Origin of the sequence: Neobacillus sp. PS2-9 (assembly GCF_030915525.1) — a bacterium.
In the GTDB taxonomy this organism is placed as follows: Bacteria; Bacillota; Bacilli; order Bacillales; family Cytobacillaceae; genus Neobacillus.
In genome coordinates this window covers 3,671,617-3,697,210 of sequence record NZ_CP133269.1, presented here as the reverse complement: position 1 = coordinate 3,697,210, position 25,594 = coordinate 3,671,617, and the positions used below count along the sequence as shown (strand labels likewise).

The 25,594-nt window shown below is 37.3% G+C and carries 31 protein-coding genes; 24 read left to right on the top strand and 7 right to left on the bottom strand.

The window, feature by feature from the left end; genetic code table 11:
- The first annotated feature begins 104 nt into the window (after positions 1 to 104).
- From cyoE to eis, 8 genes are all read left to right on the top strand, one after another.
- Positions 105 to 1,043: a heme o synthase gene (cyoE, locus tag RCG25_RS18560; protein ID WP_308080301.1), complete on the top strand. Its 939-nt coding sequence runs from the start codon at positions 105 to 107 to the stop codon at positions 1,041 to 1,043.
- Between the two features lie 122 nt (positions 1,044 to 1,165).
- On the top strand, positions 1,166 to 2,227 hold the full coding sequence (gene coxB / locus RCG25_RS18555; RefSeq protein ID WP_308080300.1) for a cytochrome c oxidase subunit II: 1,062 nt from the start codon (positions 1,166 to 1,168) through the stop codon (positions 2,225 to 2,227).
- Between the two features lie 31 nt (positions 2,228 to 2,258).
- On the top strand, positions 2,259 to 4,130 hold the full coding sequence (ctaD, locus tag RCG25_RS18550) for a cytochrome c oxidase subunit I (protein WP_308080299.1): 1,872 nt from the start codon (positions 2,259 to 2,261) through the stop codon (positions 4,128 to 4,130).
- Positions 4,130 to 4,756: a cytochrome (ubi)quinol oxidase subunit III gene (locus RCG25_RS18545; RefSeq protein WP_308080298.1), complete on the top strand. Its 627-nt coding sequence runs from the start codon at positions 4,130 to 4,132 to the stop codon at positions 4,754 to 4,756. Before ctaD ends, RCG25_RS18545 begins: the two co-directional genes overlap by 1 nt.
- Before the next feature lie 4 nt (positions 4,757 to 4,760).
- Complete coding sequence (ctaF, locus tag RCG25_RS18540) at positions 4,761 to 5,096, top strand: cytochrome c oxidase subunit IVB (protein ID WP_308080297.1); 336 nt, start codon at positions 4,761 to 4,763, stop codon at positions 5,094 to 5,096.
- Between the two features lie 144 nt (positions 5,097 to 5,240).
- Positions 5,241 to 6,146: a cytochrome c oxidase assembly factor CtaG gene (gene ctaG, locus RCG25_RS18535; RefSeq protein WP_308080296.1), complete on the top strand. Its 906-nt coding sequence runs from the start codon at positions 5,241 to 5,243 to the stop codon at positions 6,144 to 6,146.
- Positions 6,147 to 6,265: 119 nt separating this feature from the next.
- Entirely contained in the window at positions 6,266 to 6,730 is a 465-nt protein-coding gene (locus RCG25_RS18530; protein WP_308080295.1) for a DUF420 domain-containing protein, read from the top strand.
- 112 nt (positions 6,731 to 6,842) lie between these two features.
- A complete protein-coding gene (gene eis / locus RCG25_RS18525; protein WP_308080294.1) occupies positions 6,843 to 8,018 on the top strand; it encodes a GNAT family N-acetyltransferase in 1,176 nt (391 codons plus the stop codon).
- Positions 8,019 to 8,252: 234 nt separating this feature from the next.
- Here eis and RCG25_RS18520 read toward each other — a convergent pair whose 3' ends face one another.
- Entirely contained in the window at positions 8,253 to 8,612 is a 360-nt protein-coding gene (locus RCG25_RS18520) for a YugN family protein (RefSeq protein WP_308080293.1), read from the bottom strand.
- 191 nt (positions 8,613 to 8,803) lie between these two features.
- Here RCG25_RS18520 and RCG25_RS18515 point away from each other — a divergent pair, with 191 nt between their 5' ends.
- Entirely contained in the window at positions 8,804 to 9,229 is a 426-nt protein-coding gene (locus RCG25_RS18515) for a CBS domain-containing protein (protein WP_308080292.1), read from the top strand.
- 377 nt (positions 9,230 to 9,606) lie between these two features.
- Positions 9,607 to 10,473, top strand: a complete 867-nt coding sequence (locus RCG25_RS18510) for a CAP domain-containing protein (protein WP_308080291.1) — start codon at positions 9,607 to 9,609, stop codon at positions 10,471 to 10,473.
- A 22-nt stretch (positions 10,474 to 10,495) separates the two neighbouring features.
- Here the strand turns inward: RCG25_RS18510 and RCG25_RS18505 are convergent, their stop codons facing one another.
- On the bottom strand, positions 10,496 to 10,870 hold the full coding sequence (locus RCG25_RS18505; protein ID WP_308080290.1) for a hypothetical protein: 375 nt from the start codon (positions 10,868 to 10,870) through the stop codon (positions 10,496 to 10,498).
- A 22-nt stretch (positions 10,871 to 10,892) separates the two neighbouring features.
- Positions 10,893 to 11,375 (bottom strand): PaaI family thioesterase, encoded by a 483-nt coding sequence (locus RCG25_RS18500; protein WP_308080289.1) that lies wholly within the window; start codon positions 11,373 to 11,375, stop codon positions 10,893 to 10,895.
- Positions 11,376 to 11,713: 338 nt separating this feature from the next.
- Here RCG25_RS18500 and RCG25_RS18495 point away from each other — a divergent pair, with 338 nt between their 5' ends.
- The 5 genes from RCG25_RS18495 to RCG25_RS18475 all read left to right on the top strand — a co-directional run bounded on the left by RCG25_RS18495 (position 11,714) and on the right by RCG25_RS18475 (position 13,709).
- A complete protein-coding gene (locus RCG25_RS18495; protein WP_308080288.1) occupies positions 11,714 to 12,127 on the top strand; it encodes a YlbD family protein in 414 nt (137 codons plus the stop codon).
- Positions 12,128 to 12,144: 17 nt separating this feature from the next.
- Positions 12,145 to 12,384 (top strand): YlbE-like family protein, encoded by a 240-nt coding sequence (locus RCG25_RS18490; protein ID WP_308080287.1) that lies wholly within the window; start codon positions 12,145 to 12,147, stop codon positions 12,382 to 12,384.
- A 103-nt stretch (positions 12,385 to 12,487) separates the two neighbouring features.
- Positions 12,488 to 12,847 carry a hypothetical protein gene (locus RCG25_RS18485; RefSeq protein ID WP_308080286.1) on the top strand — a complete coding sequence of 120 codons (360 nt, stop codon included), beginning with the start codon at positions 12,488 to 12,490 and terminating at the stop codon, positions 12,845 to 12,847.
- A gap of 57 nt (positions 12,848 to 12,904) precedes the next feature.
- Positions 12,905 to 13,342, top strand: coding sequence for a YlbF/YmcA family competence regulator (locus RCG25_RS18480; RefSeq protein WP_308080285.1), 438 nt, complete (start codon positions 12,905 to 12,907; stop codon positions 13,340 to 13,342).
- A 91-nt stretch (positions 13,343 to 13,433) separates the two neighbouring features.
- Complete coding sequence (locus RCG25_RS18475; RefSeq protein WP_308080284.1) at positions 13,434 to 13,709, top strand: YlbG family protein; 276 nt, start codon at positions 13,434 to 13,436, stop codon at positions 13,707 to 13,709.
- A gap of 191 nt (positions 13,710 to 13,900) precedes the next feature.
- Here the strand turns inward: RCG25_RS18475 and RCG25_RS18470 are convergent, their stop codons facing one another.
- Positions 13,901 to 14,290 carry a DUF7147 family protein gene (locus RCG25_RS18470; RefSeq protein WP_308080283.1) on the bottom strand — a complete coding sequence of 130 codons (390 nt, stop codon included), beginning with the start codon at positions 14,288 to 14,290 and terminating at the stop codon, positions 13,901 to 13,903.
- Between the two features lie 388 nt (positions 14,291 to 14,678).
- On the opposite strand from RCG25_RS18470, the gene rsmD reads away from it, so the two are divergent.
- Both rsmD and coaD read left to right on the top strand, forming a co-directional pair.
- Positions 14,679 to 15,239: a 16S rRNA (guanine(966)-N(2))-methyltransferase RsmD gene (rsmD, locus tag RCG25_RS18465; RefSeq protein ID WP_308080282.1), complete on the top strand. Its 561-nt coding sequence runs from the start codon at positions 14,679 to 14,681 to the stop codon at positions 15,237 to 15,239.
- A 12-nt stretch (positions 15,240 to 15,251) separates the two neighbouring features.
- Entirely contained in the window at positions 15,252 to 15,749 is a 498-nt protein-coding gene (gene coaD, locus RCG25_RS18460) for a pantetheine-phosphate adenylyltransferase (RefSeq protein WP_308080281.1), read from the top strand.
- Between the two features lie 8 nt (positions 15,750 to 15,757).
- Here the strand turns inward: coaD and ylbJ are convergent, their stop codons facing one another.
- A complete protein-coding gene (gene ylbJ, locus RCG25_RS18455) occupies positions 15,758 to 16,978 on the bottom strand; it encodes a sporulation integral membrane protein YlbJ (RefSeq protein ID WP_308080280.1) in 1,221 nt (406 codons plus the stop codon).
- 211 nt (positions 16,979 to 17,189) lie between these two features.
- Between ylbJ and RCG25_RS18450 the strand changes: the two genes are divergently transcribed.
- Positions 17,190 to 17,969: a patatin-like phospholipase family protein gene (locus RCG25_RS18450; protein ID WP_308080279.1), complete on the top strand. Its 780-nt coding sequence runs from the start codon at positions 17,190 to 17,192 to the stop codon at positions 17,967 to 17,969.
- A 9-nt stretch (positions 17,970 to 17,978) separates the two neighbouring features.
- Positions 17,979 to 18,998: a SepM family pheromone-processing serine protease gene (locus RCG25_RS18445; RefSeq protein ID WP_308080278.1), complete on the top strand. Its 1,020-nt coding sequence runs from the start codon at positions 17,979 to 17,981 to the stop codon at positions 18,996 to 18,998.
- A gap of 217 nt (positions 18,999 to 19,215) precedes the next feature.
- Here RCG25_RS18445 and RCG25_RS18440 read toward each other — a convergent pair whose 3' ends face one another.
- Complete coding sequence (locus RCG25_RS18440) at positions 19,216 to 20,430, bottom strand: nucleotidyltransferase (RefSeq protein ID WP_308080277.1); 1,215 nt, start codon at positions 20,428 to 20,430, stop codon at positions 19,216 to 19,218.
- Positions 20,431 to 20,917: 487 nt separating this feature from the next.
- Here RCG25_RS18440 and RCG25_RS18435 point away from each other — a divergent pair, with 487 nt between their 5' ends.
- From RCG25_RS18435 to RCG25_RS18420, 4 genes are all read left to right on the top strand, one after another.
- Positions 20,918 to 21,445, top strand: coding sequence for a YceD family protein (locus RCG25_RS18435; RefSeq protein WP_308080276.1), 528 nt, complete (start codon positions 20,918 to 20,920; stop codon positions 21,443 to 21,445).
- Between the two features lie 84 nt (positions 21,446 to 21,529).
- Positions 21,530 to 21,703, top strand: coding sequence for a 50S ribosomal protein L32 (gene rpmF / locus RCG25_RS18430; RefSeq protein WP_026566356.1), 174 nt, complete (start codon positions 21,530 to 21,532; stop codon positions 21,701 to 21,703).
- A 321-nt stretch (positions 21,704 to 22,024) separates the two neighbouring features.
- Positions 22,025 to 22,795, top strand: a complete 771-nt coding sequence (locus RCG25_RS18425; protein WP_308080275.1) for an enoyl-CoA hydratase/isomerase family protein — start codon at positions 22,025 to 22,027, stop codon at positions 22,793 to 22,795.
- A gap of 75 nt (positions 22,796 to 22,870) precedes the next feature.
- On the top strand, positions 22,871 to 23,500 hold the full coding sequence (locus tag RCG25_RS18420) for an RsfA family transcriptional regulator (RefSeq protein WP_308080274.1): 630 nt from the start codon (positions 22,871 to 22,873) through the stop codon (positions 23,498 to 23,500).
- Between the two features lie 46 nt (positions 23,501 to 23,546).
- Here the strand turns inward: RCG25_RS18420 and RCG25_RS18415 are convergent, their stop codons facing one another.
- Positions 23,547 to 24,017 carry an N-acetyltransferase gene (locus tag RCG25_RS18415; protein WP_308080273.1) on the bottom strand — a complete coding sequence of 157 codons (471 nt, stop codon included), beginning with the start codon at positions 24,015 to 24,017 and terminating at the stop codon, positions 23,547 to 23,549.
- Positions 24,018 to 24,254: 237 nt separating this feature from the next.
- Between RCG25_RS18415 and RCG25_RS18410 the strand changes: the two genes are divergently transcribed.
- Positions 24,255 to 25,592, top strand: coding sequence for an acetyl-CoA carboxylase biotin carboxylase subunit (locus RCG25_RS18410; RefSeq protein ID WP_308080272.1), 1,338 nt, complete (start codon positions 24,255 to 24,257; stop codon positions 25,590 to 25,592).
- Positions 25,593 to 25,594: the final 2 nt, after the last annotated feature.

The following is a 25,594-nucleotide window of genomic DNA, read 5'->3' as shown; positions in this document are numbered from 1 at the left end:
TCATTATCCCTAATTTTTTGTAAAAAAAATAGACGGTAAAATTAGTAAGTATTGTTAGCTGTTAATTGGTGAATATTTGTTATGAAGGATTAGGAGGAGAAAGTATGTCCAACTCAAAGGCTTATGGAGAACCATCCATAGATAATGGTTCTGCAAGCCTGCATTCTAACATAGAAAAAACCTCAGTATGGAAAGACTTTATGGCTTTGATAAAGATAGGAATCGTAAATTCCAATCTTATTACAACCTTTACTGGACTTTGGCTGGCCTTGCATTTTTCAGGTCAAAGCTTTTTAGGGAACTTAGACATTGTATTTTATACAGTGGCAGGGTCTTCACTAATCATTGCGGGTTCATGTGCTATAAACAATTACGTTGACCGTGATATCGATCATCTAATGGAGAGAACAAAAGGAAGACCCACAGTAACAGGAAAGGTATTGCCGGGTAGAGTTCTTACCTTAGGTATTTTACTTATTGGACTGGGAACACTGTTCTTATTCTTAACAACCATGACTTCAACAGTTATTGGACTGCTTGGAGTTTTTAGTTATGTAGTTCTCTATACCTTATGGTCTAAACGACAGCTTGTTTCTAATACGATCATTGGTAGTATCTCAGGTGCCGTTCCACCGTTAATCGGTTGGGCTGCAGTGGATGCAAATCTTGATATTATGGCCTGGTCGTTATTTGTACTAATGTTTGTTTGGCAGCCTCCGCACTTTTATGCTCTAGCAATGAGGAGAGTAAAAGAATATAAAGCAGCAGGAATCCCAATGCTTCCTGTAGTGAAGGGCTTTAAAACAACAAAAATTCATATTGTACTTTGGGTGGCAGCACTCTTGCCAATCCCATTTTTTCTTACCAAATTAGGAATCCCATTTCTAATTCTTGCAACCCTGTTAAATATAGGATGGCTAGTATTAGGGATTTATGGATATAGGATCAAAGATGACATAAAGTGGGCAAAACTAATGTTTGTTTACTCCTTGCAATATTTAACTATTATTTTTGTGGCGATGGTGATTGTTACATTAATTTAGTTTTGCTTGCTTTGGCTGACTTTTAGGTTTTAAATTCTCCTTGAGTCAGCCACCTACATACTTCTTTGACCAAGCATTATATATTTAGAATTTTATTTGTGAAAGAGGGGTTTGATTAAGCTATGAAAAGCCTTGCAAAATGGCGTTTAGTCTCGTTGTTTGCGATGATAGCGCTTGTACTCTCCGGATGTGGCAAACCATTCGTTTCCACTTTGATGCCAGCCGGTGAAGTTGCAGACATGCAATATGATTTAATGAAGTTAAGTACTTTAATCATGGTTGGGGTAATTATTGTCGTCATGGTTATATTTGTTTTGGTATTTGTTCGTTACCGTAGAAAAGACGACAAAACCATTCCAAAGCAAGTTGAAGGAAGTCATAAACTAGAAATTATTTGGACTGTTGTGCCGATTCTATTACTTCTTATCCTAGCTGTACCAACTGTAGCATCTACTTTCAAACTTGCTGATGTTGACAAGATGGACAAGAAAAACACAAAAGCATTAGTAATTAATGTTCGATCACATTTATATTGGTGGGATTTTGAATATCCAAGCAAAAAGATTGTGACGAGTCAAGAATTAGTTGTTCCAACAAATGAAAAAGTTTACTTCAACTTAAAATCTATGGATGTTAAACACTCATTCTGGATCCCTGCAGTTGGTGGAAAATTAGATACCAATACTGATAATATCAACAAGTTCTGGTTGGAATTTGACGACAAGCGCGCAAATGAAGCGGGAAATCTATTCTACGGAAAATGTGCTGAGCTTTGCGGACCAGGACACGCTCTAATGGACTTTAAAGTTAAGGCGATTAGCCGCGACAAGTTTGATGCTTGGGTTACTGCAATGAAGGATGTTAAAGAACCACAAAAAGCAACAGGAGCTCTAGCTTCACAAGGTCAAGAAATCTTTAATAAGAGCTGTATCGGCTGTCATGCTGTAACTCCAGCTAATAAAATGCCAGAAACTGCACGTATTGCACCTAACTTATCAAACTTTGGTGAAAGATCGCGTGTAGCCGGTGTATTAGACCATAATAAAAAAGAAGTAAAAAACTGGATTAAAAATCCTGAAGCATACAAGCCTGGGAACTTAATGACTGGAAAATATCCAGAAATGTCAGATGATCAGCTTGATGCATTAGCCGAATATTTAATGAGCTTAAAAGTTCAGGAATAAATGGGGAATTGGTTGAAAGGGAGGTAAAATTGTGAGTACCTTAGCTCAAAAAAAGGGATTTGGTGCGACTTTGTGGGACTTTTTAACAACTGTTGACCATAAGAAAATCGCCATCCTATATCTTATTGCAGGTGGATTCTTCTTCTTAATAGGCGGACTTGAAGCTGTCTTTATTCGTATCCAACTTGCAGTACCTAACAATGATTTTGTCAGTGCAGGTGCATTTAATGAAATTATTACCATGCACGGAACAACAATGATTTTCTTAGCCGCGATGCCGCTTGTATTTGCATTTATGAATGCTGTTATGCCATTACAAATTGGAGCACGTGACGTAGCATTTCCATTTGTAAATGCAGTTAGTTTTTGGTTATTCTTCTTCGGAGGAATCTTCCTAAATCTTTCATGGTTTTTAGGTGGAGCTCCTGATGCTGGATGGACTTCTTATGCATCACTTGCGATGGCTTCGAAAGGCCATGGAGTAGATTTCTATATCTTAGGCTTACAGATTTCAGGTTTTGGAACATTAATGGGTGGTATTAATTTCTTGGTAACGATTATTAATATGCGTGCACCAGGAATGACGTATATGAGGATGCCATTGTTCACATGGACAACATTTGTAACCTCAGCACTTATTTTATTTGCATTCCCTCCACTTACAGTGGGTCTTGTATTAATGATGTTTGACCGAATGTTCGGAGCTAATTTCTTTGAAGTGGCAGCCGGCGGTAACACAGTAATTTGGGAGCATCTCTTCTGGATTTTTGGACACCCTGAAGTATATATTCTGATCCTTCCTGCGTTTGGGATTTTCTCGGAAATTATTCCAATCTTCTCAAGAAAACGCTTGTTTGGATATTCCTCCATGGTTTTTGCAACAGTTTTAATTGGTTTCTTAGGCTTCATGGTATGGGCTCACCATATGTTTACAACAGGTTTAGGTCCAGTTGCGAATGCTATTTTCGCGGTTGCAACAATGGCAATTGGTGTCCCTACTGGGATTAAGATTTTTAACTGGCTTTTAACTATGTGGGGTGGAAGTGTTAAATTCACTACACCTATGCATTGGGCATTTGCCTTTATACCATCGTTTCTTGCTGGTGGGGTAACAGGAGTAATGCTTGCTTCTGCAGCCGCGGATTATCAATATCATGATACTTATTTCGTTGTAGCACATTTCCATTATGTAATTGTAGGTGGTGTTGTCTTTGCAATTTTTGCAGGAACACATCTTTATTGGCCAAAAATGTTTGGAACAATGTTAAATGAGACCCTAGGAAAAATTACTTTCTGGTTGTTCTTTATTGGTTTCCACTTAACATTCTTTATCCAACACTTCTTAGGTTTATGGGGAATGCCACGTCGTGTATTCACATACCTTCCAGGTCAAGGATTTGAATTAGCAAACATGGTAAGCTCAGTTGGAGCAGCATTCATGGGGCTTGGTGTCATTATTATGTTAATTAACATCATTATGACATCAGTGAAAAATGTTAAGGTTGGGAATGATCCATGGGGCGATGGAAGAACACTTGAATGGTCTATTCCGTCACCACCTCCATTCTATAACTTTAAACAGTTGCCACTTGTTCGTAGTTTAGATGCATTTTGGGTTGAAAAAATGGAAGGGAAAAAGGCTATGACTCCTGCCGAGCCGCTTGGTGATATCCATATGCCTAATTCATCCTTTATTCCATTTATTATGTCTGTCGGCTTGTTCATTGCTGCTTTTGGTGCATTGTACCATCAAGATAAGGTTTCATGGTCTCTACCAGTAATGATTCTAGGCCTACTAATAACATTGGGTTCTATGTTCACGCGTTCAGTTAAAGATGATCATGGTTTCCATATTCACAAGGAAGAGCTAATTGATGACGAGGATAAGGGGGGGAAGGCATAATGCACGCTGAAGATAAATACACTTATGAAACATGGCCTGCTGCGCCGGAGAAAGCAACCCTTGAAGCAAAAAATAAATTTTTAGGTTTTTGGTTTTTCCTAGGAGGAGAGACGGTTCTATTCGCCTCCCTCTTCGCAACGTATTTAGCGTTAAAGGATAAAGTCGGTGATTCTGGACAGCCGCTTGCTAAGGAATTATTTGAGCTTCCATTAACATTTGTAGCAACTATGTTGTTATTAACAAGTTCATTGACTAGTGTATACGCTATGTATCACATGAAAAACTTTGCCTTCAAAAAAATGATGGTTTGGCTTGGCTTAACAGCATTATTAGGTGCAGGCTTCTTAGGACTTGAGGTTTACGAGTTTTCTCATTATGTTCATGAAGGACATAAGTTTACAAGTAGTGCATTCGGTTCTGCCTTCTATACGCTTGTAGGTTTTCACGGTGGCCACGTAGCGTTTGGTCTATTATGGTGTCTAACATTAATGTTCCGAAATGGAAAACGTGGTTTAGACCTATACAACGCGCCAAAATTCTATGTATTTAGCTTATATTGGCATTTTATCGATGTTGTTTGGGTATTTATCTTTACAGTAGTATATTTAATGGGAATGGTGGGATAAACTGATGGCAGATCAACAATTAAATTCAGGAAACCCAAGAGTTGACATTGAATATCGTCGTCGGAAAAGTACTGAAGAGATGAGATATCAAGTGGTATCTTTTACCCTAATGATTTTCTTAACTCTAATCGCATTTGCTGCAGTAGCTGTCAAAGGATTTACTGCATGGTTTACAGTACCATTTATTATCCTTTTAGCTGTTGTTCAAGTAATTTTCCAACTATACTATTTCATGCATATGAGCCATAAAGGACATGAAGCTCCATCTCTCTTCTTATACTCTGGAGCGTTGGTAGGAGCAATAACAATTCTAACTTTTACAACCATTATTTGGTGGTAAGAATTGGGCTATAAAAAAAGGAAAATCGGCTTTATGCCGATTTTCTTTTTTGAAAAAATGGAAAGTTTTCATGGTTTGCTTAACTTATTTGCCACGGGTATAATATAGTCAATAATTCTTTCAATTAACATTGAGGTGATTTCGGTGCTTACATTAGATATATTTGGATTTAAAGCACTTTGGAGCCCGTACTTTTTATTAATATTAATCGCATTAACCGTAGGTTATTTAGTCATTACAACAAAATATAGATTGTTATTTCCAGGGAATGAGCCATTGTCCAAAAAACAAGGGTCATTATTCTTAATATCGATGATTCTTCTCTACGCTATAAAAGGGTCACCCTTGGATTTATTAGCACACCTAATGTTTTATGTCCATATGATGCAGATGGCCGTGTTAGTTCTGGTTGTACCCCCTTTATTTATTTTGAGTATTCCAAACTGGGTATGGCAAAAGCTATTGAGCGTTAAAAAAATTGATTCTTTGTTTAGATTCTTAACGAAGCCACTAATTGCTTTAGTCGTATTTAACGGCTTGTTTTCTTTCTACCATGTTCCAATCATATTTGATCATGTCATGCAGAATTTCTGGCTTCATGCAGGCTATTCTATTCTTTTATTTCTTGTTTCTATTTTCATGTGGTGGCCTTTACTAAATCAGATGCCGGAACACCAAACTTTAAGTGGGTTGAAGAAGGTTGGCTATATTTTTGCTGACGGTATCTTGTTAACTCCAGCATGTGCACTTATTATTTTTGCTGATAATTCACTCTATGCAACTTATTCTGATCCTCATGTATGGGGACAGGTCATGAGTTTATGTGTAGGGGCATCTAATTTTGCTAGCTTAAATTTAAGTGGTCCTGCACTTTTTAGTTCCATGTCAGTAATCGAAGATCAACGACTTGGCGGAGTATTAATGAAGATTATCCAAGAAATCATCTATGGTGTGATACTAGGTCATGTTTTCTTTGAATGGTACCGTAAAGATCAGGAAGAATCCGAACGAGAGATGAACCAAACATTAAATCCATCTCCGATTAAATAGTCCCCCAACAAATTGGGGGATTTTTTTCGAGAATTTTTTATTTTATTCGGAAATTGATTGAAATAAAAGGGTTGTTACACTACTATTATTGTAGAATAAACAAAAGAGAGGACTTTTAAATGAATTCCTTACCGATTTTACCTACGATTAGTACTTCATTTATTGTTTTAAGTGCCATAACGGTTGCAATTGGCTGGTGGCAAATTAAACAAAGAAAAATAGAAGCCCATAAAAAAACAATGTTTTTCGCCGCTGTTTTTGCACTAATCTTTTTTATTATTTATGCTTCAAGAACTATTTTTATAGGGAATACTTCTTTTGGCGGACCAGATGACATTAAAATTTATTACACCGTGTTTTTAGTATTTCATATTACATTAGCAACCATCGGGGCAGTCTTTGGAATTGTTTCTTTAACAACAGGTTATAAAAATAACCTTGCCCTCCACCGAAAGCTTGGACCTGTTACTAGTATTATTTGGTTCTTTACTGGAATAACAGGCGTTGCGGTTTATCTTTTACTATATGTTTTTTATCATGGTGGAGAAACTACTTCAATGATTAAAGCTATTCTAGGGTTTTAATAAAAAAAGTGCCAATAGGCACTTTTTTATGTTTCTTTATCAGAATGTTCCCATTTTTCCTCGGTAACACTTTATAATAAAGGTAGGTTTTTAGTGTAAAGGGGGAAATCAATTGGATATTAAGATTCTAACGGACGATGATTTTATAGAATCATTAAAACTCTCAGAGTATGCTTTTCAATATAAGATAGCTGATGAACGAATTTCCGCAAGAAGAGATATGTTAAAGAAACATAAAATCCTAGGAATAAAAGAAAAAGAGAATCTTGCAGCTAAATTACATATTATTCCCCTTGGGGTCTATATGAATGGGGCTGAGTGGAAAATGGGTGGAGTAGCTGGTGTGGCTACCTATCCTGAATACAGGAGAAGTGGGTATGTACGCTCATTAATGATAGAGGCATTGAAACAAATGCACGCTGACGGTCAGCTTGTTTCCTTCCTTCATCCTTTTGATTTTTCCTTTTATCGGAAGTTTGGATGGGAGATATTAAGTGAGTATAAAAAAGTAACTCTTGATAAAAAGGATCTAGCTTTACTGCCAATACAGCCAGGAAAAATCATCCGATATTCTAAGGAAGCTTTTCCAGAGGATATCAATCATATCTATCAATTGTACTGTAACCAATTTAATGGAATGCTAGTTCGTTCTTTTGACTGGTGGAAGGATCATGTACTTAATGACGATTCTCAAATTGCTGTCTATTATAATCCAGATAATGAAGCGAAGGGTTATATCCTTTATCATGTAAAGGACAGAAAAATGGATGTGGAGGAAATGGTGTGCCTCGACCAAGAAGCAAGGGTAGGTCTTTGGAATTTTATTTGTCAGCATGATTCTATGGTGGAGAAAGTGTATCTGACCCTGCCGATCCATGACCAATTTCCATACTTTATTCAACAGCCGAAGGTAAGTATGGAATTACAGCCGTATTTCATGGCACGGATTGTTGATGTAGAAGAATGTTTAAGAAAGTTTGGGTTCCATTCAGGAACGGAGCCTGTTTTTCTCCATTTAGAAGATACCTTTGCACCTTGGAATAATGGAAGCTACTTAATTAGTCATGAACAAATAAAAGTATTTAAAGAAAAGAATGGGAGCCATTGTGTACAGCCACCAAGGAGGGGAATCCAGTTATCAATTAATGACCTGTCTGCCATCATTTTTGGTTATAAACGGCCAATAGAGCTATATCAGATGGGGTATTTAAAGGGAAATGAAGAGGAAGTCCAAAAGCTAGAGAAAATGGTTCCACATATCAAATCATCATTCTATGACTTTTTCTAATATAAAGGCTCTGTTAATCTTTCCTGTTGATTTCCGCTCCAGGCACTTCGCTTTCCGTGGGTGTTTCGGCGAGCCTCCTCGGCGCATGCGCCTGCGGGGTCTCGCCTGAACCATACTCCCACAGGAGTCTTCGTGCCTTCCACTCCAATCAACAGGGTGCAAAAACCAACACTGTTCTTTAACACAGCCAATATAAAAAAGGAAGGACCGTGGTCCTTCCTTTTTTATTAGAAATTACAATGCGAATTTACTTATTTCTGTGTTGATGTTCTCAAGAATTTTCTTGCATTGATTTACAAGGGAGGATGGGAAATTTTCACCTTCACCATACTCAACACCATGTGGATAATAATGCTTTCCTAGTAAAGGTGTCATCAATTGGATTGTTGCTTTAAAAGTATCAACATCACCTTCAACTGAATAACCTTGTACACGAAGGTAAAACACACCTTCTTTTAATTCAAATTTTCGGTCGTATGTAACACGTTCGTAATCCCATTGACCTGCACGAACTAAACCGTAATCAGTCATGACCTCATCTAAACGGTTTAAATCTGCTTTTAACTTCTCAATTCCCGTATTCTCAAATTTCATTATGAATCCCTCCTAATGACGCTTGCCTTACCCCTATGTTTCCTCATTGGTTATAGCAAATATAATTCATTTTAATAATAGTTGAAAATGTTTCAACTTGCAATGAATTCATTCATCGAATAAAACATTCATGAATGGAAAATATAAAATATGGTCATAAGTATATTTGAAAATCTTGGAGGGTAAAATTAATGGAAAAAATTCGTGATATTATGACAGACAATGTTGAGTGTTGTACCTTACTAGATAATATGTACGAAGTAGCCCTTAAAATGAAAGAACTTAATGTAGGGGCAATTCCTATTGTTGATCAAGAAAAGATAGTAGGAATGATTACTGACCGTGATATTGTTATTAGAGGTGTGGCTGAAAAACATCCGGGGTCAACTAAGGTAGAAGATATCATGAGTAGTGAGCTGATAACTATCTCTCCTGAAGCTACAAGCCAAGAGGCTGCCAAGTTAATGGCTCAGCACAAAATTCGCCGTTTACCTGTTGTAGAAGGCGATAAGTTAATTGGTATTGTTTCACTTGGTGATTTTGCAGTTCGTGAATTATCGGATGATCAAGCAAAGGAAGCTTTAACAGAGATTTCTGAGCATGGGATACAACATTAAAATTATTATATACGCAATAGGATTTTTCACTAAAACAGGTACTATTTGTACCTGTTTTTTCTTCTTTTATCAGACATTTTCGATAATATCTATTACTTATCAGGGTATAGATGATATAATTATCTTATCTATACATATAATGATAGAAAAAGGAATAGAGAGGGTGACAACCTCTGCGAACGCTTGTTAGAATTCTGATACTCTCAGTTGTGTTTTTATCCATAGGTTTTTATGTTAATATAAATGAAAAAACTGGAAATAATGTTTTGATAAAGGAAGATCACACGCAAGAAAGTAAGATATCTTTACCACAAAGTCCAGATTTAAAGTCAAATAAAAAAACATCGTCCGAAATGCCGAACGAGGGTTTAGCTCTAATGATTGGGCAAGATGTTTCTATTTTAGAAAAAGAATTTGGAACACCAGTGCGTAAGGATGAATCATTATACGGATATGAATGGTATATCTATAATCAAGACTACAAGCGATATCTACAGGTAGGTGTTGCAAATAATAAAGTGGTAACCATTTTTGCAATTGGTGAAAACTTAGATGTTGCTCCTTTTGAAATTGGTCAGCCAGTGGAAGAAATTTTTAATACTCAATACATTGATACAAATATAAATTTGGATTGGGAGGGTACTACCTACCGTTTTGAGCTCAATGACACTGATCTAAATCTTCGACCAATGGTTCAGTTGGGCGATATTTATGTCCAGCTTTATATAGACAAATTTACAGGTAACCTTTCAAGTGTCCGGTTCCTAGATGCTGAAACACTCATTAAACAGCGTCCATATGAATTAGTTTATCAAGGAGAGTTAGTCGAAGAACCTGTACTTTCAGATGAAACATGGAGGAGTATTGAAATCGGAACGGAGCAAGAGATCTTTGATATTACTAATGTTTTGCGACAAAGAAACAAACTGAAACCATTAAGATGGGACGAACTAACAGCTGAAGTTGCATATGGACATAGTAAGGATATGTCCGAAAACAATGATTTTTCCCATACGTCCAAGAAATTTGGGGACCTTACCGAGCGATTACAAACAGCTAAAGTAGCATATCAAGAAGCTGGCGAAAATATTGCTGCCAATTACACAGATGGACCTGCAGTAGTGGAAGGATGGCTTAATAGTAAAGGACATCGGGATTCTTTATTAAACAAAGATTTTTCACATATTGGAATTGGTGTATTCCAAAAATACTATACACAGAACTTTATTAAAAAAGTTGAATAGATCTTAACAATAAAAAAGGTGACTATTGGTCACCTTTTTGTTTTTTATCCATTTCATAATGGCTAAATAGAAAGGTTGAACCCTCCCACTTACCGAACATACGAATGTGTTCCCCAACAACAAAAGAATTTAACTTAATATTTTTAGTTATTGGAGTGCTTTTTTTAGCGGTAATTAATTTGGTTGCTGTTTGGAGTTTTAGTGTTTGTACATATATGTATCGATGATAATAAAAGCGTTGTTTTTCCTCATTTATGCTCTTTATTTCACCAGCTAATATGGATTCCTTGGGTATATTACTAACTGAAAGCCAATTATTATCTTGTTCTTTCATCTCTTTTTTTGTAAGCCAATAAAAGTAAAGACAAATGATTGGTATTACAATGGCGGTGACCATTCTTAATCAGCCTCCTCCATAATTATTTACTTATAATAAAAAACGTTCCTGTCGCATGGGCGATTTTTTTGCCGTCACTTCGATATGCTTCCCCAGATATAACCATGGTTTTGCTCCCTTGATGGATAATTTCTGCTTTGCATCGTAGCAGGTCTCCTATTCCAGGGGCTGTGTAGTGGATATTAAGCTGATTTGTGACGGCGCCGAATCCTTCAGGGAGATAATAATTGGCCAAGCTTCCCATGGCGGTGTCAAGTACTGTTGCTGTAATACCGCCATGCAATATATTTAGATTATTATTAAGGACAGAATTTACTGGGATTGTAATTTCACAGGTATTTTGATCAAAAGTTCTTTCCATATGGAGAATTCCATCAATAAATGTGCTTTTGTTTTGAATAATTTTTTTTTGAACACCTTCAAGTAGGTGTTGTAATGCATCTAAGTCGGTTTGTGTCCCATTCTCAATACAAGAATCTAATAATTGTTTTAATGAATCTTTCATAATAATTACCTCTTTCGTATCTTTATCTTAGTCTCTGTTAAAATTGCCTGTTGATTTCCGCTCCAGGCTCGAGCGGTTCGTGGGCGTTTCGGCGAGCTCCTCGGCGAAAAGCGCCTGCGGGGTCTCCCCTGAACCGTACTCCCACAGGAGTCTTCGAACCTTCCGCTCCAATCAACAGGGTATAAAAATCAACACTGTTCTTTAACACAGCCTTTTCTTAAGTCATCTTACCACTAAGATATATATTTATAAATAATTTCATTTCCATTTGCATTTCACATTTCTACTTTTCTTACATATTGTATTATTGGCAATATATATGGGCAGAGGTGAGAGAAATGTCACAAAAAAAATTACATCCCTCCGTACTGCAATTCAAAGAATTTGTTAAAAACAATCCAAATATTATTAAGGAAGTTCGGAATGGAAAGGCCACGTGGCAAGAACTGTATGAAGATTGGTACTTATTGGGTGAAGATGATAAACGTTGGGAAACCATCGGTGTAGAAACACGTTCGGAATCTGAAGCAGAGAGCAGCAGTGCTAAGGGAGATTGGATGTCAAATATTATGGGAATGGTCAAGAAAATGGACCCAAACCAAATGCAAAATCATATTAATAATCTAAGTCAGGCACTAGGTGCCGTTCAAGGTGTTATTGCACAGTTTCAAGGAGGGAATCCGAATGCAGCAGCAGGTCCTGTCAAGACTCCAGAGGGGCCAAAACATCCTTTTTCATTTCGAAAAGACTAATAGAAGGGAATTAGATTATGCGAAGAGAGGTACTTGATTATTTAGAAAATCAAAAGGATTTAAAGCAGTTTGTACGCGAGCAGCCCTATTGGTACCGAAAACTATCCAGAAATCCTTATGACTTACAATCACTTGAAATTGCGTCGTTACATCATTATAAGAAAACAATCCCACACCAAGTAGAAAAGTTTTCAAATAGCGTGCAAATGGCATCGATGATGTATTCTATGTTTCAGGCAATGAAAAACCAAAATTAATCAGGGACCACATGGGAAAAATGTGGCCTTTTTTTATTGCAATTTTTAGAAATAGACTAAAAATCAAAAAGGAGGCGAACAATACTAAAAAGGAGTGATTGGTTTGAAAAGGTTTATACCATCTATTGTTCTTCTACTTCTATTACAAGGAATGCTAACAATTTTTCATTCAAGTGCACAAGAAATACCTACATTAATGGTACAGCACGAAACGAAGGGGAAAGATGTATTGGTTGAATGTATTGTCACTGGGATCAGCTTTAGAGAATCGAACCAGTCAAGTCAAAAAATTGGGAAAATGGTTATCTGGATTGATGGCAAACGAAATAGAGAGGTAACGACTGCTGCATTTATAATTAAAGGACTACCTCAAGGGACGCATAAAGTAAGGCTTGAGGTTGTTAAGTTAAATAATGAGCCTTATGGATTGGTAAAAGAATTTATGGTAAATGTCCCTAAATAAAATGAAGTTTTCGCATTCTCTCATTTTTCATGGTAAAATGTCCTTGGAGGTGGGCGCATGCTTGCTACGTTAGAAAGAATGGAATTATTAGAAAATGCGGAAGCGTTAGCTAGGATGGTACTTGAATCCGATGTAGTGGAACAATATCAGATTTGTTTATATAAATTGAGAAGTAATAAGGAGACACAACGGAAAATTAACCGTTTTGTAAGCCTGAAAGAGCTATACGAAGAAGTCCAACGTTTTGGGAAGTATCACCCTGATTATAAACGGGTTATGACTCAAATCCGTGAAGTAAAGAGAGAAATGGATTTGGACCCATTAGTAGCTGAGTTTAAATTAGCAGAAACCGATTTGCAAAGTCTATTGGATGAAATCAGCTTGTTAGTAGGTGGCGCGGTTTCTAAACATATAAAAGTTCCTTCAGGGAATCCATTTTTTGAATCTAATCACGGTGCTGGCTGTGGCGGCGGGGGTAGCTGTGGGTGTAGTTAATGAGTGTAAACCAGCATATTTCAGCTGGTTTTTTGTTTTTCTATATGCTAGACTTATCTAAAATGATGGTTTTGCTGAAGGGGAAAAAAGTATGTTTGTTCAAAGACAAGGATTAGTAGTTTGGCTATACTCTTTAAAACAAGCTAAGATGCTACGTCGCTTTGGAAATGTTCATTATGTCTCAAAAAAACTAAAATATGTTGTCTTGTATTGTAATCAAGAAGACATGGAAGGCATCATGGAAAAGTTAAATTCTTTTTCATTCGTAAAAAAAGTAGAGCCATCTTATAAACCATTCCTAAGAATGGAGTATGAGAATTCTGCACCGGACAAAGCAAAGGAATATGATTATAAAATGGGTATATAAAAAGAGGTTGACTCAAGTGTCAACCTCTTTTCTTACTTAATCAGATAGTATAAAAATCGACTTCGAGAATTGTCCAGCTCCAGCGCCTAGCCCCTCGGGTCAAATAACCTTCGGCAATAAAAGTCAAAGAGCGACTTTTCTTGCCGAAGAACATTTGCCTGTCGGGGCTGACCAAGGCGCTTCCGCTTTTCTTATTGTAGAGGGGCTAAGTAGTGATTCAATCTAAGAATTCCGATTAGGTGTTGATAGAATAATTCCTTTTCATTAAAGATGGTAGATGGTTTAACAGATAGTTGGATAACTTGTTTACCAAGTTCCTCAGCAGTTTCAGAAAAAAGTGAGTATCTCTTATTAGGTGAAATATTTGGGTTTGGTATTCCTTCACGGCAAATGTATAAAGGTTGAAACTTGCCTGGATCAGTTGGTTTTAACACAACCACTAAGGATGTCAACTCCTTGTTATCTATCGTAGTATGAAGAGCCATCATATGGTGAAGCCGATGTTGATTGGCTTTAGCAAGCTCAATAAGTTCATAAATATCTGAATATCCTTCTCCGAGTTCAATAAAACGTTGTATCAATGAAAACTCTCCTTTAAACGCTAAATTCATTAATACTTTACCATTTTCTATAAACAAAAAAAACCCCGCAGAATAATCTGCGGGGTCCTTCCACATCCTCTAAAGGATAGAAGGCAAAGGGAGAGGAGAAACCGGAGGAAGAACTTATGGGGAAACGTAAGTCTTCTCCGCGGTTGGCAACAACATCCTCGAATTGATGTTGTTAATAACATTATTTCCACAACCTTTAAGCTTATACGTCTATTTTAAAAAATTTCCATATGAAACAAAAATTAGCTAGTGAACCTGTTACAATCTAAAGATATGTGACAACAGATTGTCTACTTTTTGTGAATTATGATAGGATGGATAAAGAAAAATTATTTCCGAAAAATGTGGTGATATGTTAGTGAGAGTCGTTTCGGGCACATGTAAAGGTAGACCTTTAAAAGCTGTTCCAGGAAATACAACAAGGCCTACAACCGATAAAGTAAAAGAAGCGTTATTTAATATGATTGGCCCTTATTTTGACGGTGGAATAGGTTTGGATTTATTTGCTGGAAGTGGTGGACTAGGCTTGGAAGCACTTAGTAGAGGCTTGGAGAGGGTTATTTTCATTGATCGAGAGTCGAAAGCAATCCAAGTCATAAATGAAAATATTAGGGCCTGTAAGTTTGAAGAGCAGACAGAGGTTTACCGTAATGATGCAGAGAGAGCGTTAAAAGCCCTAATCAAAAGGGAGATTACCTTTGATTACATATTTTTAGATCCTCCCTATAAAAAGCAGCAACTCGTAAGTTTAATGGAAAAAATGGATCAGCAGAATGTTGTAAAGACAAATGGAATTATAGTTTGTGAACACAGCTTTGACGTAGAGTTACCACAGTTAGTGGGACAACTTACGCAAATTAAACATGAAAAATATGGGATGATTGCTGTGACGATTTATTCTCGGACCAGCGAGGAATAAGGGGGAGTCATATTGGCTAGTATAGCCGTTTGTCCAGGGAGTTTTGATCCGATTACATACGGTCATTTAGACATTATCCGTAGAGGAGCCAAAGTCTTTGATAAGGTATATGTGGTAGTTTTAAATAATTCAGCAAAAAATCCACTTTTTACTGTTGAAGAGCGAATGAGTTTAATCAAAGAGGTAACGAAGGATATGCCTAACGTAATGGTCGATGAATTTGCTGGTTTACTTGTGGACTATGCAAAGAGTGTGAAGGCTAATGCGATACTTAGGGGATTACGGGCAGTCTCTGACTTCGAGTATGAGATGCAGATAACCTCAATGAATAGGGTGTTAGATGAAGATATTGAAACCTTTTTCATAATGACCAACAACCAATACTCTTTTTTAAGTTCCAGTATTGTGAAAGAGGTTGCTAAGTACAATGGGAAAATTACAGAACTTGTCCCTCCTATTGTTGAAAAAGAATTACAAAAAAAGTTTATTGACAAACAAATGGAAAGCTAGGCAATGGCCTAGCTTTTTTGATTTTTTAATCTGGCAAACAATAGTAAGACATAAACCATAAGTGAAAGAATCGTTATGAGGGGGCCAATCTCAATCATTTTATGGTAAAAGTGATCAGCCCACGATCCTTGCCCGAAAAAACTAACAGGTAATGCATTAGAAGGCTGTTCATTACTATTAAAGCGCATATATATGGGTTTCCATAATATAAGTGCAAACAAGCTGGCAAATATTCCTTGAAGGATTCTCGCAATAAAAAATGGCTGAAACCTAATATCTGTCTGAGCTAAAATACTAGCTACTTGAGCTTGAACACTAAATCCGCTAAAACCTAAGATGAAACTGGTCATCATAGCTTTTTGGAGAAGGGTGGCATCCTGTACCTGACTAGTTAATTGACTTCCTAAAGTAATTTCAAATAAACCAGAAATAAAAGGGATACTTAGCATTTCTGGAAAGGAGATGGAAGACAGTATTACCTCAACAGCTTTCGCCAGTGTTGCTGTAATATGTAAATGATAGAGCAGTTTATTAATAACGGAAAACAAGATGATAAAACCGCCAACCATTAATAAGGTTTGGATGGAGGAGTTAACAGCATCACCTAAAAGTTTTCCAATTGGGCGATTATCCTTCAATCTAGTCTGATGCAGTGCAGATAAGGCAGACCTGACCTTGAACTTTTTTCTTTTCTCACTAGCGACCTCTGGTGATTCCTTTCCATAAAAGCGCATAAGGAGCCCAACACAAATATTGCCTAAATAGTGTGAAAGAGCAAGGATGACACCTAAGTGAGGATTATAGAAAAATCCAACCGAGACCGCTCCAAAGATAAATAGTGGATTTGAGGAATTGGTAAAGGAAACAAGCCTTTCTGCTTCAATCTGAGTTAAGTGTCCTTCTTGGCGTAGTCTTGCGGTGAATTTTGCACCCGCTGGGAATCCAGAAGCCATTCCCATGGCCCAAACAAATCCTCCGACTCCTGGAACCTTAAAAAGCGGCCTCATAAGTGGCTCTAATAGCACCCCAATAAATTTTACTACTCCAAAGCCTATTAACATTTCAGAAACAATAAAAAAAGGCAGCAGGGAAGGAAAAACAATTTCCCACCACATATTCAGGCCTCGAATCGAAGCATCAAATGACTCCTGTGGATAAGAAATCAGAGATACTGCTAAAATGGTGACAGATAAAGAAAGAAAAAGTGTTTTTATCTTTGACCGAAACAATGGAGGGACCTCCTTCCAAGGGGATTGGTAACATTGTGCAAATTTATGTTATCAATGCTAAAATAGAGATTATTCCTAATAATCATATGAACACTTGTCCTCATATAACACAAATATACTCATAGAACGTCAATTTAGACCATAAGATTGAACGAGATTTATCTTTTACAATGGAAGGAAATGTTCATCTATATATGGGAGGTAGCTAAAGATGGAGCACCCTAAAATAGGGTTGGCACTTGGTTCTGGTGGTGCACGTGGGTTTGCTCATTTAGGTGTCATAAAGGCATTTAAGGATGCTGGAATTCCCATTCATTTAATCGCTGGGAGCAGCATGGGGGCCCTTGTTGGTAGTTTTTATGGGGCAGGTATTGACATGGAACGGCTATATAAACTATCCACTGCCTTTAAGAGAAAATATTTCTTGGATTTTACGGTACCAAAGATGGGCTTTATCTCCGGGAAAAAGGTGAAGGAATTTATAAAGGTTTTTACCCATGGAAAAAACATAGAAGATTTAAACCTCCCAATCGGGATTGTAGCAACTGACTTATTAACAGGAGAGAAAATCGTTTTTCAGAAGGGGCCTGTTGCTGATGCGGTGAGAGCTAGTATTTCTATTCCCGGTATTTTTGTGCCGGAAAAAAATAATGGAAGAATCCTTGTAGACGGAGGTGTCAGTGATCGCGTTCCTGTATCTGTCGCTAGGGAAATGGGAGCGGATATCGTCATTGCTGTAGATGTATCAAGAGTAAAACGTAATGCGGAAATTTCCTCTATTTATGACGTTATTATGCAGAGTATTGATATCATGCAATCAGAAATAGTCAAAAACAGGGAGATTACTGCCGATGTCATGATTCGCCCTCCTGTAGAAAACTATAGCTCCCGGGCATTTACCAATATTGAGGAGATTATCAATATTGGTGAAGAAGAAGCAAAGAAGTATATCAAGCAAATCGAAACTGTCATTGAACAGTGGAAGGGGTAACAATGAGCAATGCGTAAAAAAATATATATAAGTTCTGTACTTTTCATTACACTGCTTTTAATTGGGGGGATGTATTTTTCCTTACCCTATTATGTATCAAAACCGGGAATGGCGAAAGAATTGGGACCGATCATAACGGTAGACGGTGGGTATAAGGATGAAGGGAATTTTATGCTAACAACCGTCAGAATGGGTAGAGCCAATATCTATTCTTACTTAGAAGCAAAACTTCTAAAATATGAAGAGCTATATCCACTAGAAATGATTTTATATAAAAAAGAGACAGAAGAAGAATATAATGCTAGACAGCTTCACTTAATGGCAGGTTCAAAACTTAATGCAATAGAGGTTGCCTATCGGAAAGCTGATTTACCTGTTCATTATAAATATAAAGGGATATATGTTGTTCAAGTGATTCCTGGAATGCCGGCTGCAGGAAAGATCAATGCAGGGGATCGAATATTTAAAGTAGATGGACATCAATTTTCTTCCTCGGAAAAATTTATTGAGTATGTAGGTACTAAAAAAGCAGGAGACAAGGTCACTTTAACTTTTTCTAGAAATAAAATAACGAAGACAGAAACATTAAACGTTGAGCGTTTCAAGGAGTATCCTAATAAGGTTGGTATTGGAATATCTTTAGTAGACGATAAGGAAATTCTTGTTGATCCAAAGGTAAAGGTGAGAACAGATGAAATTGGCGGACCTTCGGCAGGGCTAATGTTTACATTAGAAATCTATAATCAATTGACTAAAGAAGATCTAACGAGAGGCTACCAAATAGCAGGTACAGGTACAATCAGTGAAGATGGAGTCGTAGGGCCAATTGGAGGAATTGAACAAAAAATTGTAGCTGCGGATAAAGCGGGTGCAGAAATTTTCTTAGCACCTAATGAAAACGGAGCAAAAAATTCTAACTATCGAGCAGCTGTAAAAACTGCACGAGATATCAAGACAAAAATGAAAATTATTCCTATCGATACCTTCGACGATGCAGTTAGTTACTTAGAAAAATTAAAGCAAAAATAAAAAGATGGTGCAGCTGCATCATCTTTTTATTTTAGGCTTTGTTAAAGAACAGTGTTGATTTTTAAAGCCTGTTGATTGGAGCGGAAGGCACGAAGACTCCTGTGGGAGTATGGTTCAGGGGAGACCCCGCAGGCGCAAGCGCCGAGGAGGCTCGCCGAAACACCCACGGAAAGCGAAGTGCCTGGAGCGGAAATCAACAGGCAAGTTTAACAGAGCCTTATTTTATATAAATAGGTGGTTGATTAAATTCTTGTTTGAACATTTCATTCCTTAAATGATTTGGGACTCCTAGAGCATAAACACGAGCGGCTTTCACATCAAGATTGATCTCGCTCTCCTTAAAGCTAGAAAGCTTTGATACAAGAGGCAGGCTCAAATCCTTTTTCACTTTATTTAAGTATTCTCTTCCGTTAGTAGTCATCCCTAATAGTCTTAAATAGGAAGCCTTCTCTAGGTTTCTGTTCATTTCTATTTTTTTTGCATTAGTTAAAATATGAACGCAAAGCCTTTGAAGTCTTGTCCAAGTATATCTTTTGGTTTTTATCTTCTGCATAAATTGCTGAAAGCTCTCGGATTCGATAGCTGCAGCCTGTAACCTATTTTCAAGTCCTTCTTCCATTTCATATATTTCCCTAAGCTCTTCACTATTGCTATGGATTAGGCGGTATTGTAAATAACTCCAATAATTTTCCCATTGATGAAACAGGTGAAAATGATGGAAATATTCCTCTAATAACTGCTTTGTTGCCATAGGTACATATTGGTCAATACCATGGTTATCGTCCTTTGGAGAAAAAATAGCTTTTCTAATACTAGTTGCACTAGCAATAGTTTCTGATGTGAAATGTTCATCATGATAATTGGCATGTTTCCGTGTCACAGTCATGGGCCTAATAGAACTCTTTTGTCGTTTTATTGCCTTTATGTATTCCAGACCTAAAATGTTGTTGGGTTTACCTAGGTCCAAGTAGTTTTTTGATGCTTGTAACTGGTTAAAAGCTAATGCTGATGCTTTAGGATAACTAACACCTGTATCCATAAAGTATTTTATGCCTTCATCTAGTTTTTTTTCTTCATCTTTTATGTAATCGAGCGTTTGAAGAAAGGAATTGATGTCCCCACTTTCACTTCCAAAGCATAAGGTCTCACAACCGGCTGCATCTAAAATAGATACCGCACCGTTAGCGAATGTTTCAGCCTTCTGTGTGGCAAAATGGTAGGGCAGCTCAAAAACGATGTCAACACCAGTTAGCAAGGCCATTTTCGTCCGATACCATTTGGATACAAGTGCAGGTTCCCCTCTCTGCAAGAAATTCCCACTCATAACAGCAATGACAACATCTGCCTTAGCGGCTTCCTTTGAAGCACTTAAATGAAAAGCATGTCCATTATGAAATGGATTGTATTCTACAATTAAACCAACAGCTTTCATTTTTTCTCTCCTTCCTTACAAATAAATATTGGCTGTTAAAGAATATTGTTGATTTTTATACCCTGTTGATTGGAGCGGAAGGCGCGAAGACTCCTGTGGGAGTACGGTTCAGGGGAGACCCCGCAGGCGCAAGCGCCGAGGAGGCTAGCCGAAACGCCCACGGAAAGCGAAGCGCCTGGAGCGGAAATCAACAGACAATTTTAACAGCGCCTAAATTTTAAAAAGGTATATGAGAATCCGTTGCAAAACGGACAATTAACCGATTATATTAATTATTATCATTATAGCAAAATTGTAAGGAAACCAATCAGATTATATGATAAGATGATAAAGATGTTTGCAAAATGGACAACTGGATAAACTAGGACTAGAGCTTATTTAGATGATTTGCATTCTTTAACAATCGCCTGATGGGGTGTAAAGAAAAAACATTGACAAAAAAATTTATGAAGGCTATAATTACCTTTGTTGCCTTGGGGTGATTCAATTGAAATGGACATTAAGTCAATTACAAAAATATCGAAACAAGGATTTTCCGATTGATGAAACTATTCGGGTTGATGAGATTATAGAAACTGATCCTTCTATCCGAGAGGTATCTCCTATGCATATTACAGGTCGTGGAGATATAGATTCAACGAAAGTGACTTTCCATTTAAAAATAGAAGGTCATTTAATACTTCCTTGTTCTCGTACTTTAGTGGATGTAAAACTTCCAATTAATGTCGAAACAACTGAAACTTTCCTCTTACAAGGTTCAGTTTATGAAACTGAAGAGGATGTAAATCAAGTAAAAGGTGACGTGATTGATGTAATGCCAATCATTCGCGAAATACTATTACTTGAGGTTCCAATGCAAGTCTTTTGTGAAGATGTCAATAGTGAAGGAGCAGCTCCACAGTCTGGTAAGGATTGGGAAGTTGTTCGTGAAGAGGAGCAATCTAAAAAGATTGACCCTAGATTGGCAGGACTTGCAAAGTTTTTTAACGAAAACAATTCTTCTTCCGAATCATAATCGGCAAAAACTAAGAAGCAAAGTGAAGAACCAGCATTCCTGGCCTTCATTACTTTCTTAATACTCTTTAAGGAGGTGGGAAGAATGGCTGTACCTTTTAGAAGGACTTCTAAAACCGCAAAAAGAAAACGTCGTACTCATTTTAAATTAAACGTACCTGGTATGGTAAGCTGCCCAAACTGTGGTGAAATGAAACTTTCACACCGCGTATGTAAAGCTTGCGGAACATACAAAGGAAAAGACGTTGTCAACGACTAATTTCCATTTGGATAGAAAGCACAAGGGTGATAAATCCCTTGTGCTTTTGTCGTTGTTTAGGAAATTTTAAAAAAGTTCCGAGTGTGGATAACTGAACTAGTTGTCCGAATCTAGCTACAGCGCCTAGCCCCTCGGGTCAAATAACCTTCGGCAAGAAAAGTCAAAAGGCGGACTTTTCCCGCCGAAGAACATTTGCCTGTCGGGGCTGAACGAGGCGCTTCCGCCTTTTGTTCTTTAATAAGATTCCTACATAATAAAATGTAATTGTTTGTACTAGAATGTTGATAGAGACTTTTGACGGGCAGAAGGGAAGTGGTAGGTTTGTCATATTTAATTGAAAAAACAGAGAAGGGTTATTTATTATTTACCATTACAAGAGCTGAAAAGAGAAACGCAATTAATTACGAAGTAATGCAAGGCTTAATGGAGGTAATGAAAAGAGCAACAGAACCGGATGTTTTGGCATTAATCATTACTGGTATAGGAGATCGTGCTTTTTGTTCAGGTGGAGATTTGTCGGTTTTTCACCTTCTTCATTCAAAAGAAGAGGCTTTTCCTATGCTTTCTAAAATGTCAAACATTCTCTACTCCTTATTGACCCTGCCTATTCCCACTATATCACTTATAAATGGGACGGCTATTGGGGGAGGCTGTGAGCTTGCAACAGCCTGCGATTTCCGTTTGGCTAGAAAAGGAATAAAAGCAGGATTTGTTCAAGGGAAACAAGCAATAACCACTGGCTGGGGAGGCGGTTCGATTTTAGGAGAAAAGCTCACTCTGTCAAATGCAATGAAGCTTCTAATGGAAGCGGAGATGAAAACAGCAGAAGAGTTAAAAGAGGCTGGTTTTATTGATGCTCTCTTTGAAAATGACGCATTAGAAGCTTGTGAGGCGTTCCTAGAAAACATACTAAAGAAAGAGTTAAGTGTACTGCAATCCTATAAGAAGATGTGGATTAGGAAATGGGAGGAAGCGAAGCTGCGAGAACGGATAGAAGAAGAGGTAAGGACTTGTGCCTTATTATGGGAAAGCGATGCCCACCATAACTATGTAAATAATTTTATTAATAAAAAAACCATGAATAAAGATTAAAAGACAACTTCTGATTAAGTCTATCTTTTCTAGTAGATGCATATGTATTATAAAAACACTAGGAGGGATGTTCTTATGTCACCTACTCGACAAGATGCGTGGTCCCAAGACGAAGACTTATTACTCGCTGAAGTTGTGTTACGGCATATCCGTGAAGGTGGGACACAATTGCAGGCGTTTGAAGAAGTAGGCAAACAGCTTTCGCGTACTTCGGCTGCTTGTGGTTTCCGTTGGAACTCATATGTACGTAAACAATATAAATCAGGTATTGAGCTTGCTAAAAGACAAAGAAAAGAACTAAAAAAGCAAGTAGTCACCACAGAAGGTGAGGTCATTCAAGATTCAGTTAAGGTTGAGACAGTCTCATCACCTGTAGGTTGTGAACAGGGAACTACCATTACTTTTCCTGCTGTCATTCATTTCTTAGAAGGAATCCATCAAAAGGCGGAAGATTGGGCAAGTTATGAAGTGGACAGGAAGAACTCTCTTGATAAAATTAAAGAGTTAGAAAAGAAGACTTTTTATCTAGCTGCAGAAAATGAAAGATTGTCTAAGAATTTAAAGGCTATTGAAGAGGATTACCGCTCATTAATTGAGATTATGGAAAGAGCACGGAAAATGGTTGTGCTACAAGATGAAGACAGACAACAAAAGGTAAAATTCCAGATGGACAAAAATGGTAATCTGGAAAGGGTAGAAAAATAGCAAAAAGCGGACATCATGGTGTCCGCTTTTTTTATTAATATAAATATTATTGTTGCGGTTCCACGCCTTCTGGATACCAAACTAGTGGATTTTCCCCACGATCCCGTTCCATATCGTAATCAACTTTAGAAAAGCCCATCTTTTCCCAAAAACCACTTGATTGTACTCTTGGATTTGTCTTAATAGGTAGACCAAAGTTCTTCGCGAATTCGACAAGAGCTTTACCAAAGCCCTTCCCTTGATAATCTGCTAGTACTTCCAGCTTCCATAATTCTAAATAATTTTGTGCTGGATAAAAATAACGATCGAATTTCGCATCAATTTGATATAAACTCATTCGTGCTACTAGTTTGTCCCCGAAATAAATACCGTAAAATGGTGATTCACTATCATCTTCAACCATATTGGCTTCAAGGTCTTCAAGCATGGATAACTCCTGAATTCCATATTCTTTAAACTTTTTAAATTCTTCTAATGTTTTAAAGTTAACTTTTAGTTTCTCCACTTTTGCTCTCATAGTAAACCTCCTAAGAAATCATAACCTCATAATATTGTATATATTCATTTGTTCATGAATAACATGAAGATGTATTAATTTTTGCATTATTCGAAATGAATTAATATTATTATATAACAAAAGCACAAAAAATTCTTCAAATAAGTTCAGGAAGCGTTTTCAAAATTTGCAGGAAATTCCGAGAATGATGTAGAAATTTTAATGGAGGAACAAAAGGGGCATGAAAGGGGAAAAAATGTGCAAAAAATATTAATTGCCAATAGAGGAGAAATTGCACTTCGTATCATAAGGACCTGTCAGGAGATGGGGATTGAAACGATTGCTATTTATTCAGATGCTGACAAGGATATGCCTTTTGTAAAAGCCGCAACTAAGGCTGTGTATGTAGGTGAGCCACCAGTAAACAAATCCTATTTACAAGTTGATAAAATCTTGGAAATAGCAAAAAGTGAAAAAGTGGATGCCATTCATCCCGGTTACGGCTTTTTATCTGAAAATGCAGCGTTTGCCAAAAAAGCTATTAAAGAAGGAATTATTTTTATTGGACCAAAACCAGAAACAATCGAATTAATGGGGGATAAAATAGTTTCGCGACAAACGATGGAAAAGGCTGGAGTACCAGTAGTACCTGGAAGTGGTAATGGTTTAAGAACTATTGAAGAAGCCTGTAGTTTAGCAATGGAGATTGGATATCCTATTATGCTTAAGGCAAGCGGCGGTGGCGGTGGAATTGGAATGGTGCTTTGTGAAAATGAGCAAGCGCTCGTTAAGTCCTATGATTCGACTAAAACCCGAGCCATGGCTTACTTTGGTTCAGACGAGGTTTTTATTGAAAAATATATTGCTGATGCTAGACATGTGGAAATTCAAGTGTTTGGGGATTCTGCAGGAAACATCGTGCATTTGTTTGAAAGGGATTGCTCAATTCAAAGAAGGCATCAAAAGGTTGTGGAAGAATCACCATCTCCTTTTCTAACTGAAACAGTTAGAAAAAAGATGTATGAGACTGCGGTGAAAGCGGCTCATGCGGTTGATTATATTAACGCGGGTACCATCGAATTTATCGTTGATGAAGCGGGGAACTTTTACTTTTTAGAAATGAATACTCGTCTTCAGGTCGAACATCCAGTAACAGAGATGATTACAGGACTTGATTTAGTAAAATGGCAAATACTTGTAGCTCGAGGTGGGAAATTACCTTTGCTGCAATCTGAAATTAACTCAAATGGAAGTGCTATTGAATTCCGCTTATACGCAGAGGATCCTGTTCGTTTTTTGCCGTCACCAGGAAAAATTACTTCTCTTAAAATGAATGAGACAAAAGGAGTCAGAATTGATTCTGGCTATGTGGAGGGGGGAACGGTAACACCGTTCTATGATCCAATGATTGCAAAATGTATTGTTTATGGACAGACAAGAGAAGAGGTATTATCGACTGCGGAAGGATTCTTTAAGGATGTGGTGATTGAAGGGATTAAAACAAATGTGCCCCTGTTTTTATCCATTCTAGCTGATACTGATTTCCAAAAAGGGGTGTATACTACGAGTTTTCTTACAAAAAATTTAGTGAAATAAGG

Bases quoted from the DNA above. Each gene is read 5' to 3' on its own strand.
- RCG25_RS18450 (WP_308080279.1), top strand. From the start codon at position 17,190: ATGGAGCACCCTAAAATAGGGTTGGCACTTGGTTCTGGTGGTGCACGT.
- RCG25_RS18510 (WP_308080291.1), top strand. From the start codon at position 9,607: ATGATTGGGCAAGATGTTTCTATTTTAGAAAAAGAATTTGGAACACCA.
- coxB (WP_308080300.1), top strand. From the start codon at position 1,166: ATGAAAAGCCTTGCAAAATGGCGTTTAGTCTCGTTGTTTGCGATGATA.
- RCG25_RS18530 (WP_308080295.1), top strand. From the start codon at position 6,266: ATGAATTCCTTACCGATTTTACCTACGATTAGTACTTCATTTATTGTT.
- RCG25_RS18415 (WP_308080273.1), bottom strand. From the start codon at position 24,017: ATGAGAGCAAAAGTGGAGAAACTAAAAGTTAACTTTAAAACATTAGAA.
- RCG25_RS18480 (WP_308080285.1), top strand. From the start codon at position 12,905: ATGCTTGCTACGTTAGAAAGAATGGAATTATTAGAAAATGCGGAAGCG.
- RCG25_RS18500 (WP_308080289.1), bottom strand. From the start codon at position 11,375: ATGAAAGATTCATTAAAACAATTATTAGATTCTTGTATTGAGAATGGG.
- RCG25_RS18515 (WP_308080292.1), top strand. From the start codon at position 8,804: ATGGAAAAAATTCGTGATATTATGACAGACAATGTTGAGTGTTGTACC.
- cyoE (WP_308080301.1), top strand. From the start codon at position 105: ATGTCCAACTCAAAGGCTTATGGAGAACCATCCATAGATAATGGTTCT.
- RCG25_RS18545 (WP_308080298.1), top strand. From the start codon at position 4,130: ATGCACGCTGAAGATAAATACACTTATGAAACATGGCCTGCTGCGCCG.
- ctaF (WP_308080297.1), top strand. From the start codon at position 4,761: ATGGCAGATCAACAATTAAATTCAGGAAACCCAAGAGTTGACATTGAA.
- RCG25_RS18520 (WP_308080293.1), bottom strand. From the start codon at position 8,612: ATGAAATTTGAGAATACGGGAATTGAGAAGTTAAAAGCAGATTTAAAC.
- RCG25_RS18505 (WP_308080290.1), bottom strand. From the start codon at position 10,870: ATGGTCACCGCCATTGTAATACCAATCATTTGTCTTTACTTTTATTGG.
- RCG25_RS18490 (WP_308080287.1), top strand. From the start codon at position 12,145: ATGCGAAGAGAGGTACTTGATTATTTAGAAAATCAAAAGGATTTAAAG.
- RCG25_RS18440 (WP_308080277.1), bottom strand. From the start codon at position 20,430: ATGAAAGCTGTTGGTTTAATTGTAGAATACAATCCATTTCATAATGGA.
- RCG25_RS18445 (WP_308080278.1), top strand. From the start codon at position 17,979: ATGCGTAAAAAAATATATATAAGTTCTGTACTTTTCATTACACTGCTT.
- rpmF (WP_026566356.1), top strand. From the start codon at position 21,530: ATGGCTGTACCTTTTAGAAGGACTTCTAAAACCGCAAAAAGAAAACGT.
- RCG25_RS18475 (WP_308080284.1), top strand. From the start codon at position 13,434: ATGTTTGTTCAAAGACAAGGATTAGTAGTTTGGCTATACTCTTTAAAA.
- RCG25_RS18420 (WP_308080274.1), top strand. From the start codon at position 22,871: ATGTCACCTACTCGACAAGATGCGTGGTCCCAAGACGAAGACTTATTA.
- RCG25_RS18495 (WP_308080288.1), top strand. From the start codon at position 11,714: ATGTCACAAAAAAAATTACATCCCTCCGTACTGCAATTCAAAGAATTT.